Genomic DNA, 20,053 nt, shown 5'->3' with positions numbered 1-20,053 from the left:
TTTTCCACGAACATAACTCTTCAGGTATGTCACGCCAAGGCGCGCCTGTGCGTAGTTTCCACAGTATGGCTTCCATGACCTCTCGACTGTTTTGAGTTTGATAGCAGCCATGCTTTGTCATTGTTGATTGAAGTTGATCCCAAAGCGTATCTGTTAGTGCTGTTCTTGCCATGACTTGTACTTCTCGCATCGTCTCAATAGATGCGGTATTGTAACTATTATTTATGGCTTATCCAATTGAAGACACGCCCTAGTCATCATAGGATAAATAGATGCTTGTGCTGTCTTGAGCCTCATCATACTGATGCTTAAGCGACGAAGCGATAAATCATATGAAAGCCTTGCTACTTGTATAAAACAAAATGTTATTATAACAAACTCATAGGCGCTTACTGATAATCTTTACCAAAAACCGCGCAGAAAGCCCCTACTTCTAAAGTAGCGAGATGAATGCGTTATTGGTAGCAGTCCTTACTACCTATGGTATTATAATTAATAATCATACCACTTATTAACAACAAGCAGCGATGCCAAAGCAAATCTTAAAAGCCTATAAAGTCAGACTATATCCGACCATTGACCAGCAAGTATTCTTTGCCAAGTCATTCGGCTGTGTGCGCTTTATTTGGAATAAGATGCTTAGCGATAAGATTGAGCACTATAAAGAAGCTAAAACAACCCTCAAAAACTACCCTGCTCAGTATAAAAAAGAGTTTGAGTGGCTACAAGAGGTCGATAGCCTGGCATTGTCTAAAGTTGAACGTCATTTGCAAAAAGCCTATCAGTCGTTCTTTAAAAACGGCACAGGCTTCCCCAAGTTCAAGAAAAAAGGGCAACGCGATAGCTACACTACAAACAACCAAAAGGGCACAGTGGCGATCACAAACAACACCGTTAAACTGCCTAAGATTGGCCATATCTCTGCTAAATTCCCGAATAAAATAAACGGTTTGATTAAGAGCGCTACCATCAGTAGAACTCCATCAGGCAAATACTATGTCAGCTTATTGGTTAAAACCATTGCCGCACCACTACCAAAAACACACTCTAACATCGGTATTGATTTAGGATTAACTGACTTCATCGTCTTATCGGACGGGACTAAAGTAGCTAATCCTAAGTTTTTATCGAAGTTGCAAGACAAATTAGCTCGCGCACAAAAGATTTTAACCAAACGTAGAGCAGTTGCCGAACTTGCTAATCGCAAACTGAGTGACAGTCGCAATTATCAAAAGCAAAAATTTAAAGTTGCTAAAGTTTATGAGAAAATAACCAATAGCCGCACTGACTTTCTACACAAACTCTCATTTAATCTCATCAAAAACCACGATGTGATTGCCATAGAGGATTTAAACGTCAAGGGTATGGTTAAGAACCATAAACTCGCCAAAGCCATATCAGACAGTTCATGGTCAACATTCACCACCATGCTTGCTTATAAAGCGGAATGGTATGGCAAAACGCTTGTTAAAATTGACCGATGGTATCCATCCTCTAAAACCTGCTCAGGCTGCAACCACTTGCTGACCAAGGCTGAATTACCCTTGTCATTGCGATCATGGGATTGCCCTAGTTGTTTGCAAACCAATGATCGGGACATTAACGCCAGTATCAACATTCTCAATGAGGGTTTGAAACTGGCCACACTCAAAACCGTCGGTGCGACGGAGTTAGCTTAGTCAATTTACCTAACCGCTGATACAGAATACCGTATCAAGTATGGGTATTACCTAAGAAACCCCTACCTCTAAGGTAGCGGGTAGTTCATCCAGTTTAACGATTTAGGCAGGCGGCTTTAAATAGTCAGGTCAGTAGTGTTTTTTAGAATGTATTAGATTGTGTTTTCAAGACTGTTTTCAAAGCCATTTTCAAAGTTATTTTATAAGTTGTTTTTTAAGTTCTTTTTTAAATTAACCACTCATTAGGTCGTCTTTATGCTGCAGCTGCCGTACAGTTTTGCAAAACGCCATCAACTTTTGGCCATTCTTGCTATTGATCCTGAGTTGCCGCCGACCTTGGTGTTGACCAAAACTACGCCATTGTCCGCCATTAATGAGGCGGTGCGTTTTTTACAGCAGCAAGGCGTACGCGGTGTGCCAAATTATGAAAGTATAAGCATTGAAGATTTCGAAAAACGCATGAATGCCGCTTATGCTGGTAACACGGGCGAGTCGCAGCATATTGCTGCTGGGCTTGAAGACCATCCTGATCTTGATAGCTTGGCCGATAGCGTCCCTGAAACAGAAGATTTGATGGATCAGCAAGACGATGCGCCGATTATTCGTTTGATTAACGCGTTATTGTCCGAAGCGATTCGTCTAAATGCTTCTGATATTCACATTGAAACTTTTGAGAAGCGCTTAGTGGTGCGCTTTCGTGTTGATGGCGAGCTAAAAGAAATCATCACCCCAAAGCGCCAATTAGCGCCGTTACTGGTCTCGCGTATCAAAGTCATGGCCAAACTGGATATCGCCGAAAAGCGCATACCGCAAGATGGACGTATTAGCTTGCGCTTAGCAGGGCGTGAGGTCGATGTGCGGGTATCAACACTGCCGTCAAGCTTTGGCGAGCGGGTGGTGATGCGCCTGCTCGATAAACAAGCTGGTCGTCTCAATATGACGTACCTTGGACTCTCTGATAATGACTACACCGAGCTTAAACGTTTAATCCATCGTCCGCATGGCATTATTTTGGTAACGGGACCAACGGGTTCAGGTAAAACCACCACGCTATATTCTGCATTAACGGATTTGAACGACCAGACGCGCAATATCTTAACCGCTGAAGATCCGATTGAGTTTCAGCTCGATGGCATTGGGCAAACGCAGGTCAATAATAAAGTCGATATGACCTTTGCGAAAAGTTTGCGCGCCATGTTACGCCAAGACCCAGACGTGGTCATGGTTGGTGAAATTCGAGATTTAGAAACCGCTGAAATTGCTGTACAAGCGTCGCTTACTGGACATTTGGTATTATCCACGCTGCATACCAATACCGCTATTGGTGCGGTGACGCGTCTGCAAGATATGGGCGTTGAGCCATTTTTACTGTCGTCATCGCTGATTGGTGTCGTCGCCCAGCGCTTAGTGCGGACGTTATGCACACATTGTCATGACTGGCAAGCTGCCGATAGCGAACAGGTTAAATTATTTACTGAAATTGGTATGACGACAAATGCGAAAAGTTTAACGGAAACAGCGATTAACCTGCCCAGACCCGTTGGCTGTGATAAATGTAATAATTCAGGTTTTAAGGGGCGAACGGCAATCTATGAAGTGGTGCCGATTGACGATACCTTGCGCCGCATGATTCATAGTAATACGGCTGAATACGAGTTAGAAGAGTACGCCCGCCAGCAAACGCCATCGATACGCGCTGATGGACTACGTAAAGTGATAGAAGGGCGAACGACCTTAGAAGAAGTACTACGCGTAACCAAAGAAAGCGCCCTAACTGATGACGCTATTCTTGGTTAACAGTAATAAATATTTTACCTATAAGTACTTTTATAGCGCGGCTATTTTGCGGCGATACATTCTATTTCGACGCTTGCGCCCGCGGCTAGCTCTGCGACACCAAAGGCTGAGCGCACAGGATAAGGCTTCGCCAGTTCTGCTTTATAGACTTTATTAAAGTCATCAAAGTCGTCCATGTCAGTCAGCATCGCCATACATTTGACGATGTCTGACTTTTGGTAGCCATACTTTAATAAGGTTTCATTAATATTATCGAGCGCTTGTTTGGCTTCGGCTTTGACGCCGCCTTTGACCAATTTGCCGTCTTTAAAACCAATTTGGCCTGACATGTATAAGGTGTCGCCGACCCGTACCGCTTCTGAAAACGGATAATTGCCACCGTCACCAAGAAACACAGGACTAGATTTGGTAATGGCTACGTTATTGGTCGCTGGTGCCGCATTGGCACTAACTGCAACGCCTAGTGAGCAGGCGCTAATCAGCACCGCTTTAGATAAATTGGTCGTCAATTTATTGATATATTTCGACATGGCTGTCTCCTTATTATGATGTTTTCTAAATCCATTTTTAGGTGTCATCGTTTTTTTAATCCATTACAATTCATTGCTCTCTAAGTTTTCTTCAGAAGACGAATTGTCTTCTTCACGCTCAGTTTGGGCATTGTTAGATTGTTCATTTGCAAAATTCTCATTTTCTAACTGTTTAGCGGCTTTACCTTGACGGCGCGCTTCTAATTCAGATTTGGGTATCCAAGCCCAGGTCATTTCAACGACGATGGGGTCGCGCTCGCTATCAGATTCACGGTCATGAATCACGCAGGGTATGATCATCTCACCTTTTGGCGTATTTAAAATATCCAAACGCTGCTCGTCAGACAATGAGGCCACAGCGGCAATTTGACCTTTTTTAATCGGGCGATAAAAATTCACCGAATAAGATTTAATCAATAATACGCGGTCAGAGGGTAGGTTTAAACCCAAAATAAATCCGGTCGCGGTTTCAGCAAGTAAGGTAATGGCGACGGCATGGACTGAGCCAATATGATTTTGCACCGCTTTAGTATTGTTTAAGCTGACCACCACTTGATTGGGATCGACGGTCTCATAATAGATGCCCGTTGTGCCCACATACGGCACTACTTTGCCAAAGGCTTTCGATAAAATGCTGGCGCGCGCACCCGCAGGCAAATATTTGGTGACAGATAGCAGCTTGGTAAATTGGTTGCTGATGGGTTTTAGCGTGCTATTTGGCTGTTCGACTGGCACTTTGGTGTTGTCAGAAACCTTGGCTGGCAGTTTGTTGCTCAGTTTGCTAGGGAGTTTTTTTAATAATCCTGACATACAACGTTCCTTAATTTGAAGTGGGATTTGCGATATTTACTACTGATGCTTTGCTGCTGATATTTTGTTACTGGGATAAAAATATTGAGATGATGGATAAGTTAGCGAATTTTGTCTATCCTAACAACTATTTTAGTTATGGTACATCAAGCGCCGTATCGCTACTATTATTAACATGAACTACCGCGCTTATGAAATATGAGTAAGGTAACGATATCGTAGAGGCGAGAAATAACGCCACTGTCTGTTAGGCCAGTTATTCCTGCGAGGTCGCTTAACGTTAGCGGGTCACGTAATACAGGTTATAGTAATACACGTTATAATAGTCAGGTTTTAACGCGGCTAAAGTATTTTTCCGTGATTTTCTTATGCTAGACAATGCGATGCTGGATAACGCTATGCCTGATATATCTCCTTACATACCAACCAATATCATCTATACGGGCGTCGCTGGTACGGGTAAAACTTATCGTTTGCTGCAAATCGCTAAGCAATATACCGATGATTTGCCGCGCGTAAATGATGAGCAATTATTGGCGCAGCTGCTGCAATCGTTAAGCTGGCGTGACGTTGTTTGCTTGATATTTTTGGATTTTAAATCAAAAAAGCAAGACTTGATTAAGGTGCCAGAAATTATCAATCATGAGTTTTTTCTTAGTAAAGCGGCGCAAAATGCGCGTGATAAAAACTTAAGTAATACCGCTTGGTCTGTGCTGCAAATGCATACGCCTAGCAGTTCACAAACGGTGAGTTATAAAAACCGCGCTAGCCAAGCCTATTTTGACAAAGACCCTAGCGGCGCGTGGTATTTGTTGCCAGAAAGTATAGATTTATTAGGCGATTTAGCGCAGCAATTGGCCGAGTTTCAGCAAGTACAGCGCGAAAACAGTAGCCAAAAGCAAGAGTTTCGCCAGCAGCGCTTTAGTATGGTCAGCTTTCATCAAGCCTACGGTTATGAAGAGTTTGTCGAAGGTATTCGCCCAGTCATGACAGCGTCCGAGCATACAACGAATAGTGCGCCGCAAATGAATTATGCCATTCAAGACGGGGCATTCTTAAAATTATGCCAGCGCGCTGCTAACGACCCCGAACAGCGTTATGCCATATTAATCGATGAGATTAATCGAGCTAACGTCTCTCGGGTTTTTGGCGAGCTATTGAGTTTGATTGAGGCCGATAAGCGCGCTGGTATGGCAAACGCGATGACGGTCAATTTGGCCTATTCGGGACGGCCCTTTAGCGTCCCTGCCAACGTCGATATTTATGCTACCATGAACACCCAAGATCACTCATTAGCGCCGCTTGATATGGCCTTACGTCGGCGCTTTCGCTTTATTGATTGTCCGCCAGAGCCTGAACTATTACCTATGATTTATCTTAATCAAGGCTTAGAAGCAGATAATTCAGCAACGATAGACTTGGCTAAATTACTAGCTGGTTTAAATAAACGCATCGCGCAAACGCTAGGGCTTGATGCGCAATTGGGTCATGCGTTTTTATGGTCAGTAGACAGTCTTGAACAATTGCAAACGGCACTTATTGAGCAAATCATTCCGCAATTAGCACAAGCAGCGAGTGGCCAAATCACTATTTTGCAATATATCTTTCAAGATGAGCAGCAGCCGATATGCGCGCAATTTATACAAGACAGCCAAGCGCTCATGAATGATGCAAATAACCTAGCCAATGCTAACAGCTCAAATTCAATGTTTACCGACCCGCACGCATTTCTCGGGCAGCCTATGAGTGCTAGTAGTTATAAAATTAATGCAGATTTAATCAATAATACGGCTGAGTTTGCAAAGCCATTTGTCTATCAGCGTTTATATTAAAAGGATTGTCAGCAAGTGATGAGTAGGGTATTAGCGTCTGATGGCAAAGCGATAGGTAGCAACGTTAATAGCGGTGTTAATAACGCCAATACGACTACGCATGAAGCTCATATCATCACCGTATTTGAGCACCAGCGTTTAACGGCGCACGATTTTACGCACGTAGCGGATTTTCACTGGTTAATGGCGCAAGAATTTAGCGTTTTTACTATTAAACGCCAGCAAGGTCAATGGCAGCTCAAGGTTGGCCATTATATTGGTGTTATTTTATTGCCAAGTGGTATGACGCTTGAGATATTGCCCAAGCTGATGACAAAAAGGCCCACCGATTATCAGCAGCAATATCAGTCCTCTAGCGCCAACGATATCAATCAGACGCGCCAGTGGGTACAAAATATGCTGGCAGATTTAGCCAGTAGCAATCATGATAAAAACAAGCACTCTAAAAACAAGCTTCATAACACAAAAAACCTAGGCCAATTTAGCTCTCAGCTAGCAGCGCTACCGATCAAAGCACTGCCATTATCTGACTGGCTTGTCGCTCAATTTTTACAGCGTCTGATACATTATCAACCGATCAAGCATTATCAGACGCAAATTCATAATCAAGCAGCGCTCCAAGGACGCTTGCTGATAAAAGAGCAGTTACGTCTTAATAGCATGCAGCCGCATAAGTTTATCTGTGAAAGCAGTGTGCTAAGCCAAGAGATGCTCAGTAACCGCTTGATTAAAAGCGCGCTCAACCTACTTGCGCCGCTATTGTCAGCGTCAATGTCACTCCCATCGTTACAGTTATGGCAAAAAATCCCTGCGTTAAATCGTCATGAGCTACAGCGCCTAGAACCGTTATATCAACAAGCAAAGCGCCAATTAGCGCTGCAGCCTTTATCTCGCCAGCAATTACAAGCGGCGCAGCAGTTAGTAGAATTGGCCTATTGGCTATTACAACACTCTGCTGCGCATACGGGCAATGGTATTAATCCGCGAACATCAGTAAATCAGAGTGCCTCTCAACCGCGCTTATGTTTATTGTTTGATATGAATCAAGCGTTTGAGCAATGGGCAAGCCAGCGTATCGCGGACCAGTTTCAGCAAATTAATTTGGCTTATAAACCTTTGTTTCAAGCCCAACGTGTGTGGCTACATGATGCAAAAGGGCAGGCGTGTCTTTCTATTCGTCCTGATTTATTGATATATAAGAATTCTAATGCGCCTACTGGCAAGAATCATAATGGCAAAGATGATGGGGCGATTAATGTAGCTACCGTAGAGTCTAGCTCGCATACATCCTTTCACTCACCGCAATCAGGCAATTATAGTCATGTGATTGATATTAAATGGAAGTATCTGCCACATGCAGGCGCGATTAGTGCGAGCGATGCCTATCAGTTGAGCAGTTATGCGCAGGCTTATCATGCAGAGCAGGGGTGGCTGGTTTATCCGGTACAGGACGCTAGCAGCCAACCAATTCTGCTAAAGCAACAAGCTTATAATGACGCAGGCGCTCACAGGTTAAGTGATCAGCAGTCAAGCCCTGCCAAATTATGGCTAATACCTTTTAATGTACTCACCGGCACTATAAACGGTGGCTTGCTTCCGGATTGGAATGTAGTATAATAAGCGCATCGGCAATTGAGTATTAGGGCTGGTAAAAACCAACGTTGCGACACCGCCATTTTTATAAAAAATGAGTATTTTTGAAAGAATTTAACGATTCTTTAAAATAATCAAAAATAGGTGTTGACACAATCGGCTTTTCCCCTTAATATGTGCACCTCGATAGCGAGGAACATTAACAAGTTGGCAGTATTACTGATAACGAGTTAAACAACAAGCTATCGTGATAATAGAGAATTTCGGAGTGTGGCGCAGTTTGGTAGCGCATCTGGTTTGGGACCAGAGGGTCGTAGGTTCGAATCCTATCACTCCGACCATCTATTTCAAGAGCCTTACAGGCTTTTTTTTATGTATAATGATATTGTTTTTTATCTTAGAAGTTTCTGATATGATAAACAATTCAAGATATGTAAAAGTCCTCTAAGAGCGCCTGTAGCTCAGCTGGATAGAGCATCTCCCTTCTAAGGAGGTGGCCGCAGGTTCGAATCCTGCCAGGCGCGCCATTTAGCCTGTCAATCTTGCCTTATCAGGTAATAGTTATGGCGGTTGTAGCTCAGTTGGTAGAGCCCCGGGTTGTGATCTCGGTTGTCGTGGGTTCGAGTCCCATCAGTCGCCCCATATTTTATTCTGCATTACCCTTCTTATTTAATTAAAAAATCTTTTTTAAATTATTCTATGTGCCTTTATTGGCATTTTTTTTTGCCTGTTTTTTATCTATCCTTTACCTATTAACGAATGTCGCCGAAATTAACGCGAATTATAGACGTCTCACATTTAATTATCTCAGTATTTACTAGCGTTTTTTTGCATTTTTTCTTATGATAGTTATTTTTAATAAAGATTTATTAGACCTCTTGCAAAAGTCATAGTCAAAAGTCATAGTCTAAGCTCGGAATTAATGATACCAGCAAACAGCTTCATTCTAAGATCATAGCGCTGACGACGGTTGCGATATTTATGAGCCACGATTTTGAACCGTTTGATTAAGCCTATTTTGTGTTCAACCATAATACGAAACTTTGCCAGATAGTGATTGGCCTGTTTGCATATCTCCAATAACTGACCACCACGAGGTTTCTTAAATGGTGTGAAAGTTTGGTTATGTAGCTTTGCTAACCCTTGATAACCACTGTCTGCTAGATAGTTAGTACTCTCAGGTAACCAATCAGGACAAGTATCTTTATACAGCTTAAAATCGTGGATTGACCCTTTGGACGTTTGAACATCTAATATTAAGCCTGTTTTCCAATGGACGATCACTTGCGCTTTTAAGGTATGTTGTTTCTTCTTGCCACTATAGTAGTCTCTTTGGTTTTTTTTGGACGCTCAATAGGGGTTTCGGTAGCATCGACAATGACGACTGACCAATTGATGTCGTCATCGACTCTACTAGGCAGCTTTTTAGGTAATTCAAACTTACCTGAATCGATAAGTACGTCTTCTACTTTACGAATGATACGGCTAGCAGAAGACTCATGAATACCAAAGTCCATACTGATATGATAAAGCGTGCGGTATTCACGCCAATAAGTCAGAGCTAGTAGTATCTGCTCCTTAAGACTGAGCACACTTGGTCTACCTGATTTGGTCTTAGATGCTTCATGCTCTTGTATGGCCTCAAGCATGTCATAAAAGGTGGCTTTATGAATGCCAGTGTAGCGTTTAAAACCAGCGTCACTTTGTTTGAGTAGCTTATCTATGTTTGGCATATCTATTAAGTAAGTAGAGTTCAATAATATACGTTGTGTCTTACAACTACTTTTGCAAGAGGTCTATTAAAAGCGTTCCCTCAGACGTTTTATAGTCAGTTTCAAGACAGTTTAATATAAAATACCTTTAAAAAGGCGCGCTGCTGGAGTAAACTTCCCGCGCTTGCTGTGTGCTTTGCACTTCAGAGGCTTTACAATTCAAAGGCCTTGTACTCCAAAAGCTTTGCAAGTTTTATCCCAGTCTCGTTAAATTTTTTATGCTTAACGGACTGACGTTTTCCGACAGTTTTTAGGATTAATAGCTTTTAAGGATAGTTTTCTAAAACTAGTCACTTGGCTTTCAGGTTTTAAGGCAGTTCATTTATTTTGTATTTTTTGGATAACTTTTTATTTGGCACCCATCCTTATTTTAAAAATGGCGTTAAAAATAAAATAAATTATAGTCAAACAAAAAATAATTTTTACCTCAAACGCATCAAGCGAGTTTACGGTTAGAGCAGTTTTACTTTTTGTCTACATTGACGGCTACCGAGCCCCTATTATTGAGGAAATGATGGATGGACGCACTGAGCGTGCTGCTACAAAATGTGCATTTATTCGAAACGAAATATTATCGTTTAAATGGCGCGGGCAATTGGTCTTATTCAATCACCAGGCAAGATACGATTTTATTTTATTTGGTCATGTCGGGCGGCTTTTGTATTGATGTCGGCAATGGCCCACGAGAGACGCGTGCCGGTGACATGATTATGATTCCAAGCGCGCATAAACATGTGAGTTACGCGCTCAATTACAATGGTAATGAGGCTCAGCCGTTAGATGAGCTGCTGAACGATTGTGAAGATCGGACGCTGGAACTTAAAGGCGACGGCAGTGGTGATGGTGAACTTGATTCATCATTAATATTGATTGAATGTAAGTATGATAAAGCGATGATTCGTCCTTTATTATCAGTGTTGCCATCGATACTGCCCGAAGTTAACGATGAGGCTGATGGTAGGTTTGAAGTCATTGATGTCGAGATTAGGCTCCTGACTTTGGAGGCTGAGCACGAGCGCATGGGTAAAACTGCGGTCATCAATCATTGGGCAAGTATTATGATGATTGAATGTTTGCGGGTGTATATTGAGCGTCTGCCTGAAGCCACTGACAATTGGCTAACCGCCATGAAAGACCCGTTTTTGACCAAGGCGCTGGTAGCCATGCATGAGATGCCAAGCGAAAATTGGACGATTAATAAGCTCGCTGAGGTAGCAGGGATGTCACGCTCCAGCTTTGCGCAGCGCTTTAAAGAGGTGGTTGGTATACCGCCACTGACCTATTTGATGGATTATCGCTTGCGCTTGGCCGCCCGTTATCTGCGTCTGCAGCAAAACAGCATTAGCCGTATTAGCGAGCTAGTTGGTTATGCTTCGGACTCGACTTTTAGCCAAGCCTTTAAGCGCGTCTATGGCATCTCGCCAAAAGCTTATCGCCAGCAATACCAACAACAAACGCTTGCTTAGTCAGCTTTTCCATTCTCCATATTTCTAAAAAACGCTAAGGTGATTTATTTATCCTTAGCGTTTTTTTATACCTCAGCGTTTTTTATATTGGTCATACTGGTTTTTTTGGATGTTTTCACTGTTCAATTTAGACTTTATTATTTATTTTGATGCCTAGCATTTCGGCGATGGACAGCTGACAATGTACTTAGGTTCAGGTACTATAGAATAGTGAGTCGCCCAAGCAGGTTAGATGCGAGGATGCGAGATTTTTAGCGCACTTTGTAGCAATAGATGACCGTATGTACTTGACAGTAGCTATATATTAGTAATAGTAGACTACTCACTTAGGGTAACTTGGGCGAAGTTTATTTTTGTAGCTGATGGTATTTTATGACTGAACCGACCGCCAAGCCAACCGTATCAAATAGCCAACACGGCGCTACTGCGTCTGCCACACAGGCAGGCAGCACTAATAAAAATGACGCTAAAGCTAAGGCAAAAAACAAGCAACGTGCGGTAAAAAATAAGCAAAAAGATAACGTCACGCCTGCGCTTGATAAAGCGGCGTTGCTCGCGTTATTTACTTTGCCAAATACTAAATCCAATCCTGAATTAAGCTCTGAGCAGGCACATCTAAATACTGTCAGTAGCAACGAAACGAATAGTAGTAAAACGAACAGCAGCGAGACCAATGTCGCCGCGCAGCGAATAGCGCTTTATCGCAGCCAGCATGAGCGCACGCGTCAGCTGTATATGGCGTCCGCCGCTACCCGTCCTACGTATCTTGTGCAAACGCTAAAAACACAGTTTGCTGAATATCAGCAATATTTACTGGCGCAGCAGCTTGATAAACGTGGTCTTATGGACACCGATGGGCTAGAGCGTTTATGGCAACAGCTGCATGTGGTCGATGACATTATCGAGGACATCGTACGCCATATGCCGGCGCAGCAGCCCGCAGGTTGGCAGCTGACGACACAAGATGGCCATAATCCGCTGCGTTTTCCTACCGTTGGTAAGCTCAAACATGACAAACCTATTTTGGACCAAGGCAGCTTAAACAGTTATGTCCTTGGGCACTTTGGCGTCAGTAGTTTTACTTATGACCGCGCTTATTATATTGGTCATGTGGTTGGTTACTTATTTAGCTGCTATTTTTGCGCCCATTTGTCTATCAGTTATGGGGTTAGCGCACTTGGTCCGCAGGTCGTAAGTGATTACGAATATGCTAGCCTTGAGACGCCGCATATGGTGAGATTGCTACAAGGCTTGGATGGTTATTGCAAAAAACGTGTGTATCAGCTGGCGGTCATTTGCGCGCGCCTTAGCGTCTTTGCCAGTGATAAGCGCATCGAGAGAATGCTGATTGCTGAGGTCAATGACTTTGATAAAAAATTGCAACAACAGCATTTAGATGTTTTATTATTACAAGGCTTAATGCCAGATAGTAGTGATTCTACGCCGCTTTTTTAAGGTTTTTATTCGCTAAAATTTACTTTAAAATTCCTGCTTATCAGCATTTCTCATTGACCACCTTAGGATATTTGCCGCTATGCCCGCTTATCATTATAAAGCGTTAGACGACCATGGCAGTGTCCAAAAGGGTTTGATCGAAGGCGACTCGGCGCGCCAAGTGCGTCAGCAGCTGCGCGATAAACAGTGGACCCCCGTTGAAGTCAACGCGGTCAATGACAGACAAAGTCAACACAAAAGCCGCTATAAAAAACCCTCTGCTTACGAGTTGGCGTTGCTGACGCGTCAATTATCGGTATTGCTTGCCGCTGGCATTCCTTTGGAGGAAACGCTCGCTGCCGTCGCCAAACAATCGCCAAAAACCCATATCAAATCATTGATGCTTGCCGTGCGCTCGCACGTACTAGAAGGCTTGAGCCTTGCGCGCGCGCTGCAACAAGCGGCCAGTTTTCCGCCACTTTACATTGCTACCATTGCCGCAGGGGAGAAGTCCGGTCATTTAGACTTAATTCTCAATCAGCTGGCAGACTACACCGAAAACCGTTTTGCCCTACAAAAGAAAATCCAAGGGGCGATGGTCTATCCAATCATGCTGATGGTGATGGCGGTTGGGGTGATTATGGGCTTGATGAGCTTTGTGGTGCCCAAAATTGTCAAAGTCTTTGAACAATCTGAGCAAGCGCTGCCCTTAATTACCCAAGTGGTTCTGAGTTTATCAAATCTTATCACCCAGTGGTGGTGGCTAATGCTGCTGGTCTTGGCAGGCGCGGCGTTTTTGTTTTATCGCTTTGCCCAAACGCAGGCAGGTAAATTAGCCATAGACAGTATGGTGCTTAAATTGCCGATATTGGCTAGGTTGTCAAAAGGGCTTAATGCGGCGCGCTTTGCCAGTACGCTTGCGATATTGGTACGCTCGGGGGTGCCGCTGATTGAAGCGCTGCATATTGGCGCGGCGGTGACGACCAATTTACACATTCAAAAAACCATTATCACCGCAGCCGATAGGGTAACGGAAGGCTCAAGCTTATCGAGTCAATTAGAAAAATCCACTTACTTCCCGCCGATGATGGTACAAATGATTAAAAGTGGGGAGAATTCAGGCGAGCTTGAAAACATGCTCAGCCGCGCCGCTACCATGCAAGAAGCGGAAGCAACCAACTTTATCAGCACCTTGCTATCGTTACTTGAGCCTTTGATGTTGGTATTAATGGGCGTGGTGGTCATGATTATCGTAATGGCCGTGATGCTACCGATTGTGAATATGAATGATTTAGCTGGTTAGTACGCGCTTAAACCTTTTTAAAATCCCACCAGCTAGTTCAAATTCCATTACCACTATCTTGCTAAAACTTCCGTTAACTTTCTTAAGAATTGCTTACTGTTGTAGATTGTTGACAGCGGCGTATTTTTACTAGAGCAAAACCAAGCTGCAAGCTATAGTGAGCGCTAGTCAAAAGTTCTGCTGATGCAGCGCTGGATAAAAATAAAATCATGGTTTATAGTGATAAATCGGTTTGGTGTTCATTAATTTCCAGTTATTGAATTTATCAAGTAACTTAATGCGCTCTGAACGCCATTTTTCCTATAAGCCGTTTCCCTATTTATATCACCTGATACTAAAAGCGATGACAAAAGCGATGACTACAATTGACACGATGCAAGTAAAGACGATGCCAAAAAACGCTATGAATAACGATAAGTTTCAGGCAGAAAATATAAGCAAAGATATGCCCGCTGCGCTAAAGGACCGTCCGTTACTGCATCATAGCCAATCTGGATTTACCTTGATCGAGATTATGGTAGTGATTGTCATTTTGGCCATTCTTGCAGGTTTAGTCGTGCCAAAAGTAGTTGGGCAAAGCGATAAAGCACGCGTTAAAACCACTGAAACGGCGCTGGCGACGGTATCCAATGCGCTTGATATGTACAAGGTTGATAATTCGCGTTATCCAACCACCGCGCAAGGTCTAGAGGCATTAATCACACCGCCTGCCGACGCCAAAAACTATCCTGATGGCGGCTATATCAAAGGCGGCTATCCGACCGATGGTTGGGACAACGAGCTGCAATATGTCGCGCCAGGTAGCGAAGGTCGCCCTTATGATTTATTTTCGTTGGGGGCTGATGGGCAACAAGGCGGCGAAGGGCAGGACGCTGATATTTATGCCCAGCTATAAGCTTAGCCTTAAAGTAATTAGAGATGAGCCATACAGCATTTTCTAATAATCACACTTTATGCAGTAAAGCGGCGTTAAATTTTCTAGATATCAACCAATAAGGCATTATTGGTTGATATTTTTTATTAAAGCATAAAATAGGTACAAAAGTGCTCCTGGGATAAATTTTGCTTGCTTGCTGTGCCGACATAGCTCGATGCGGCGCAAAATTTCTCTTAATAGCACTGCGTTTTTTATAGTGAACTTACGATTGTCAGTTATTAAAACCCGTCACTAAAGGTAGTTATCTATGTCCATAAAAACAGCAATTTTAACAACTGTCATCAATAAACGCCCTTCTAAAAAATCTCATCTATTGATAATTACGCTTATGAGCACCTCGTTGATGACAGGTTTATCAATGACGACTTTGAGCGCGCAGGCGGCGGGACTAGGCGAATTGTTTGGCAACAATAATGCCGCGCAAGCGAAATTTTTGCCTGTCGGTGAAGCCTTTCAAGTGGGCAGTGTGACCAAAGCAACGTCTAAAGGCACGCAGTTATCGATTACCTTTGATATCACGCCCGGGCATTACGTTTATAAAAACAAGCTGACGGTAAGTTTTCCTAAGGGCATCAGTGCGACGCCACTTAGCTTTAGTCAATCGCCAGTTTCTATTAATGACCCCACCTTTGGGAAAGTCCCCGTCTTTACGCAAAAAAATGTGATCGCTACCACTACGCTGACCACCAATAATGGTAAAGGCGCAAAAAATGTCCCAGTAGTCATCGGCTGGCAAGGCTGCGCCAAAGCAGGACTGTGCTATCCACCTGAGAAAATTAAAACCACAGTGAATATTGGCACAGTACGTAAATAAACAGCCACGTAAATAAACAATCATGTAAATCGGCAAACATGTAAATAAACCAGCACGTAAATAGACAGTGAATTGGTCAATTCGAATTTTGGTAATAAATAGGTAGCCCTTCATGTCCATTAAGACAGCAGAAAAGCCCCCGTCATTAACGAAAAATACATCTTCAAAAAAATCTCGTCTATTAGCATTTGCTTTAACCACCAGCTCACTGTTGACAGGGCTGGCTACTACTGGGCTAACGGTTGCGCCAATAGCCTCGCAAGCAGCAGGTTTGGGTGATTTATTTAGTAGTGATAAAAGTGCGGCACAGCCGAAATTTTTGCCCGTTGACGAAGCGTTTCAGGTCAGCAGTAGCAGCAAACCGGTCAGTAATGGGACGCGCTTAGCCATTAATTTTGACATTACGCCTGAGCATTATGTTTATAAAGACCAAATTAAGCTGACTTTGCCTGCTGGCGTAAAAGCTGCGCCGTTTACCTTTAGCCAAAAGCCTGTTTCCATTGATGACCCAACCTTTGGGAAAGTACTGGTGTTTGACCAAGCCAATATGGTCGCCAGCACCATTTTGAGCAGTAGTAATGGCAAAGGCATAGAAAATGCTGCTATGACGATAGGTTGGCAGGGCTGTGCCAAAGCTGGACTTTGCTATCCGCCGGAAAAGATAAAAACGACGGTAAATATCGCTGCCGCGCCACAATCGGCAGCCAATATTTCAAGTAATACAGCTCTAGATTCTGCGAGCAATAATAACAATGCAGAAACTGCGCAATCATCTACAGATACGACTGATGCCGATAACCTTGCCGCAGAGCAATCCTTGACTGATGATGAAGTAATTGATTATGCCTTGTTAGATGACGAAGCTCTAGACGGGGAGCTTAGTGCGACCAATACGATTTCTGGTGCCGATAAACAGACAATAGCTAGCGATGTAACAAATAATTCTGCGGCAGCAAACGATAGCAACGATAGAGATAATAGCGCGGCAACGAACAATATCGTTACGGGCGATAATGCGATTAATAGCGATCCTTTTGGTTTGGCTTCGCATCCGTGGTTGGCATTGGTGTTATTATTTTTAGCAGGATTGGGCTTGGCATTGACGCCATGCGTGTTACCAATGCTACCGATTGTCGCCAATATTGTTGCTCGCCAGCAAAACCCAACAGTTAAAAAAGGGGTCATTTTAACGACCAGTTATGCTATTGGTGTCGCCACCGCTTACGGTATTTTAGGGGCTGTCATTGCGGTATTTGGCGAGTCATTAGGCATTATTGGTTGGCTGCAAAACCCTGTTATCTTGATTAGTTTTGCCATCGTTTTTGTCCTACTAGCGCTTTATATGCTGGGTGTGTTTAACATTCGCTTACCGCGAGCGATTAGCAGTAAAATGCAAGGTCTAAGCCAAGCGGGAGATAGCAAACTTGGTAGCACGGGCGGCAGTTTAATCGCTGGATTTTTATCAGCACTCGTGGTATCGCCTTGTGTTTCAGCGCCCTTATTTGGCGCGCTATTGGCAGTATCGACGATTGGTAGCCCGCTCCTTGGGTTTGCCGCTCTATTTATGCTAGGTTTTGGTTTGTCGGCACCGCTTATCTTAATTGGCGCGACCCAAGGTAAAATCATGCCAAAAGCGGGCGAGTGGATGAATTGGGTCAAGCAGGGCTTTGCTTTACTGCTTTTTGCTGTGGCGTTATTATTAATTGAGCGCGTCTTTATCTCGCCTGTGATGCTAATGGTGTGGGCGCTCTGGTTTATGGTGGTCGCGATGTGGGCATGGAGCTGGTTGGGCAAAGGTCGTATGCTGACCCAAGCGCTCGGGTTAATTGCTGGTATTTGGGCGACTTGTTTAATCGTCGGCGCGGCATTGGGTAACAATGACAGCTTGCATCCGCTGGCATCATTAACATCGTCAAACGCCGCTCCGATGATGCAAACGGCTGCTGGTCAACCAGCTACGAGTAACGCAACAGATAAGACGGTGACGACGCTAGCTGAATTAGATGCTATTATCGCTGCCAACCCTAAAGTGCTGGTCGATGTGACTGCCGAATGGTGTATCGAGTGCCGTATTATGGATAAAAACTTATTTCATAATCGCCCCACGCAAATGCAAGATTGGCAATTGGTCAGACTTGATATCACCGACACCACAGCCGACTCTAAAGCCATCTTAGCACGCTATCAATTGTTTGGCCCGCCAGCATTGCTCTATTATCAAGACGGACAATTGATCAATCAACAAGTGGGTGAAATTGGCCGCGCAGAGTTTGAACAAACTTTAACGGCATTGGATTAGTCATTTAATCTAAATCAATACCACATTATTTTTAACGTAAATAAGCCAACGTCCTTTGATAATAGGACGTTGGTTTTTTCGATTTTATTAGACAGCGATAACGCTAGTATAGTGCACTTATTTTCATTACAATAAAGCAACATTGCTAAAGGCGCACTACTATAAGTAAGCGCTACCTTGCACCTCCACATTTATTGATTTTCTTTTAGTTCTTATTCTATTTTAGCGTTCACGCTAATGGCTATATTAATTATTACATATACTCTGCTGGCGCTCATGTCAGTGAGTTAAAGGACATTTATGTTTTCTCATATTACTCCACAGCGACCCTCGTCAGCGCTTATCAAAGCGTATAAAACCAACAATATTCAGCTATCTACGCGCTCTAAGCGCTATTTAACGGTGGCCGTTGGTATGGCACTTTCTTGTTTTACGCTACAAGCTCATGCTGCCAATAGCACTCAAACCAATGGCAACGAAAGCTACGAAGAGTTGCCTGTAGAGGCTATCGCGTTTGAGTATGAAAATAATAATTCTCCAGAGAATGTGAGTAAGCGCGTCGTCAATCCGAACGCAGCCGCCCAAAGTGACAAGGTTATCAGTAAAGAGTTTGTCGCCGAGCAAGCAAAATTGTTTTATGAATGTACCCAAGTACAGACCAGTGCCGCACGTTTGGCCTGTTTTGATAAAGTCGCTGAGCAAGGTAAGACACCGAGTTATGTCACGACCAAGCAACCAGTTGATTTGGCAAAAACCTTGCAAAGTACCCTTGCTGGTAATCCGCAAGTTGTCCTTGTAGAAGAAAACACCATCATCTCGGCAAAGGGTAATACTGGGGCTACGGGCGCGGCGAATAATGCGTCAGCCGATGGCGAAAGTTTGGATACGGTTGGACTGACACAAAGAGAAGCGGAAGTGTTAGAAAACGTCGGTGTCACCCAAACCGATATCGAAAAATTTACCCCGCTTAGTTTATCTTATGATTTGGATAAAAATAGCGAGCGCGGCACGTGGACGGTCAGACCGCACCGACCCACTTATCTTATGCCACTTTTTTATACCTTTGATCCTAATTTAAACCCAAGTACGCCTTCACAGCCTAGACCTGATCCGCTTTTAACTTCTAACGACGCGCGTAATACTGAGCTAAAATTCCAGTTGTCATTAAAGACCAAAGTGATGGAAGATTTGTTCGATACCAGCGCAGATTTATGGTTTGGCTATACCCAAGAGTCGCACTGGCAGGTGTATAACGAAGACAACTCGCGGCCATTTCGCGCCACCGATTATCAGCCTGAGATATTCTTAACCCAGCCCGTGACAGCGGATCTGCCTTTTGGTGGTCGTCTACGTATGCTAGGGGCGGGTGCAATTCACCACTCAAACGGCCAAGATGATCCCTTATCACGCTCGTGGAACCGTGCTTATTTGATGGCAGGCGCAGAGTGGGGCAAGCTATCAGTGATACCGCGCCTATGGGCTCGCGTCAATAATGAGAGTTCTAGTAGTGAGGATAATCCAGATATCGAAGACTACATGGGCTACGGTGATATTAAGTTCTTGTATGATTTGCCTGAACAGCAGAGTCTGAGTGGTACGCTACGCTACAATCCTGCTACCAATAAAGGCGCCGCGCAGATCGATTATATCTACCCATTAACCAAAAACGTCAATGGCTTTGTGCAGTTATTCCAAGGCTACGGCGAGTCCATTATTGATTACAACCACGAAAATACTTCGATTGGTTTTGGTATCGTGCTAAATGACTGGAAAGGTTTTTAGGATAA

Annotated in this window: 16 protein-coding genes and 3 tRNA genes; 14 read left to right on the top strand and 5 right to left on the bottom strand. The window is 43.7% G+C overall.

The window, feature by feature from the left end; translation table 11 throughout:
• Window positions 1-172: transposase (locus B4240_RS07620; RefSeq protein ID WP_296237999.1), on the bottom strand; the 172-nt coding region annotated here is incomplete at its 3' end.
• 355 nt (window positions 173-527) lie between these two features.
• Between B4240_RS07620 and tnpB the strand changes: the two genes are divergently transcribed.
• Entirely contained in the window at window positions 528-1,679 is a 1,152-nt protein-coding gene (gene tnpB / locus B4240_RS07615; RefSeq protein ID WP_296237993.1) for an IS200/IS605 family element RNA-guided endonuclease TnpB, read from the top strand.
• Between the two features lie 255 nt (window positions 1,680-1,934).
• Window positions 1,935-3,476, top strand: coding sequence for a type II secretion system ATPase GspE (gene gspE / locus B4240_RS07610; protein ID WP_296237991.1), 1,542 nt, complete (start codon window positions 1,935-1,937; stop codon window positions 3,474-3,476).
• Window positions 3,477-3,517: 41 nt separating this feature from the next.
• Here the strand turns inward: gspE and B4240_RS07605 are convergent, their stop codons facing one another.
• Both B4240_RS07605 and B4240_RS07600 read right to left on the bottom strand, forming a co-directional pair.
• Window positions 3,518-4,006, bottom strand: coding sequence for a RidA family protein (locus B4240_RS07605; RefSeq protein WP_296237990.1), 489 nt, complete (start codon window positions 4,004-4,006; stop codon window positions 3,518-3,520).
• A gap of 63 nt (window positions 4,007-4,069) precedes the next feature.
• On the bottom strand, window positions 4,070-4,816 hold the full coding sequence (locus B4240_RS07600; protein WP_296237988.1) for a DUF4442 domain-containing protein: 747 nt from the start codon (window positions 4,814-4,816) through the stop codon (window positions 4,070-4,072).
• A gap of 398 nt (window positions 4,817-5,214) precedes the next feature.
• Here B4240_RS07600 and B4240_RS07595 point away from each other — a divergent pair, with 398 nt between their 5' ends.
• From B4240_RS07595 to B4240_RS07575, 5 genes are all read left to right on the top strand, one after another.
• Window positions 5,215-6,648, top strand: a complete 1,434-nt coding sequence (locus tag B4240_RS07595) for an McrB family protein (protein WP_296237986.1) — start codon at window positions 5,215-5,217, stop codon at window positions 6,646-6,648.
• An 18-nt stretch (window positions 6,649-6,666) separates the two neighbouring features.
• Complete coding sequence (locus B4240_RS07590) at window positions 6,667-8,265, top strand: McrC family protein (protein ID WP_296237984.1); 1,599 nt, start codon at window positions 6,667-6,669, stop codon at window positions 8,263-8,265.
• A gap of 240 nt (window positions 8,266-8,505) precedes the next feature.
• Window positions 8,506-8,582 (top strand) — tRNA-Pro (locus B4240_RS07585).
• A gap of 109 nt (window positions 8,583-8,691) precedes the next feature.
• Window positions 8,692-8,768, top strand: a tRNA-Arg gene (locus B4240_RS07580).
• A gap of 39 nt (window positions 8,769-8,807) precedes the next feature.
• A tRNA-His gene (locus tag B4240_RS07575) sits at window positions 8,808-8,883 on the top strand.
• Between the two features lie 258 nt (window positions 8,884-9,141).
• On the opposite strand, the gene B4240_RS11600 is transcribed toward B4240_RS07575, so the two are convergent.
• Window positions 9,142-9,525, bottom strand: coding sequence for a transposase family protein (locus B4240_RS11600; RefSeq protein ID WP_414707106.1), 384 nt, complete (start codon window positions 9,523-9,525; stop codon window positions 9,142-9,144).
• Window positions 9,526-9,533: 8 nt separating this feature from the next.
• The gene (locus tag B4240_RS07570) at window positions 9,534-9,974 is read right to left on the bottom strand and encodes a transposase family protein (protein ID WP_296237982.1); all 441 of its coding nucleotides are present in this window, start codon (window positions 9,972-9,974) and stop codon (window positions 9,534-9,536) included.
• A 557-nt stretch (window positions 9,975-10,531) separates the two neighbouring features.
• Here B4240_RS07570 and B4240_RS07565 point away from each other — a divergent pair.
• The 7 genes from B4240_RS07565 to B4240_RS07535 all read left to right on the top strand — a co-directional run bounded on the left by B4240_RS07565 (window position 10,532) and on the right by B4240_RS07535 (window position 20,048).
• The gene (locus B4240_RS07565; RefSeq protein WP_296237980.1) at window positions 10,532-11,479 is read left to right on the top strand and encodes an AraC family transcriptional regulator; all 948 of its coding nucleotides are present in this window, start codon (window positions 10,532-10,534) and stop codon (window positions 11,477-11,479) included.
• Between the two features lie 372 nt (window positions 11,480-11,851).
• Window positions 11,852-12,934, top strand: coding sequence for a hypothetical protein (locus B4240_RS07560; RefSeq protein ID WP_296237978.1), 1,083 nt, complete (start codon window positions 11,852-11,854; stop codon window positions 12,932-12,934).
• Window positions 12,935-13,013: 79 nt separating this feature from the next.
• On the top strand, window positions 13,014-14,216 hold the full coding sequence (gene gspF / locus B4240_RS07555) for a type II secretion system inner membrane protein GspF (protein WP_296237977.1): 1,203 nt from the start codon (window positions 13,014-13,016) through the stop codon (window positions 14,214-14,216).
• A 445-nt stretch (window positions 14,217-14,661) separates the two neighbouring features.
• Entirely contained in the window at window positions 14,662-15,111 is a 450-nt protein-coding gene (gene gspG / locus B4240_RS07550; protein WP_296237996.1) for a type II secretion system major pseudopilin GspG, read from the top strand.
• 370 nt (window positions 15,112-15,481) lie between these two features.
• The gene (locus tag B4240_RS07545; protein ID WP_296237975.1) at window positions 15,482-15,967 is read left to right on the top strand and encodes a protein-disulfide reductase DsbD N-terminal domain-containing protein; all 486 of its coding nucleotides are present in this window, start codon (window positions 15,482-15,484) and stop codon (window positions 15,965-15,967) included.
• Window positions 15,968-16,079: 112 nt separating this feature from the next.
• Window positions 16,080-18,266, top strand: a complete 2,187-nt coding sequence (locus B4240_RS07540) for a protein-disulfide reductase DsbD domain-containing protein (protein WP_296237973.1) — start codon at window positions 16,080-16,082, stop codon at window positions 18,264-18,266.
• A gap of 300 nt (window positions 18,267-18,566) precedes the next feature.
• A complete protein-coding gene (locus B4240_RS07535) occupies window positions 18,567-20,048 on the top strand; it encodes a phospholipase A (protein WP_296237971.1) in 1,482 nt (493 codons plus the stop codon).
• The last annotated feature ends 5 nt before the right edge of the window (window positions 20,049-20,053 follow it).

Source organism: Psychrobacter sp. UBA5136, from assembly GCF_002414005.1.
GTDB lineage: Bacteria > Pseudomonadota > Gammaproteobacteria > Pseudomonadales > Moraxellaceae > Psychrobacter.
This window is presented reverse-complemented; position numbering and strand designations above follow the sequence as displayed.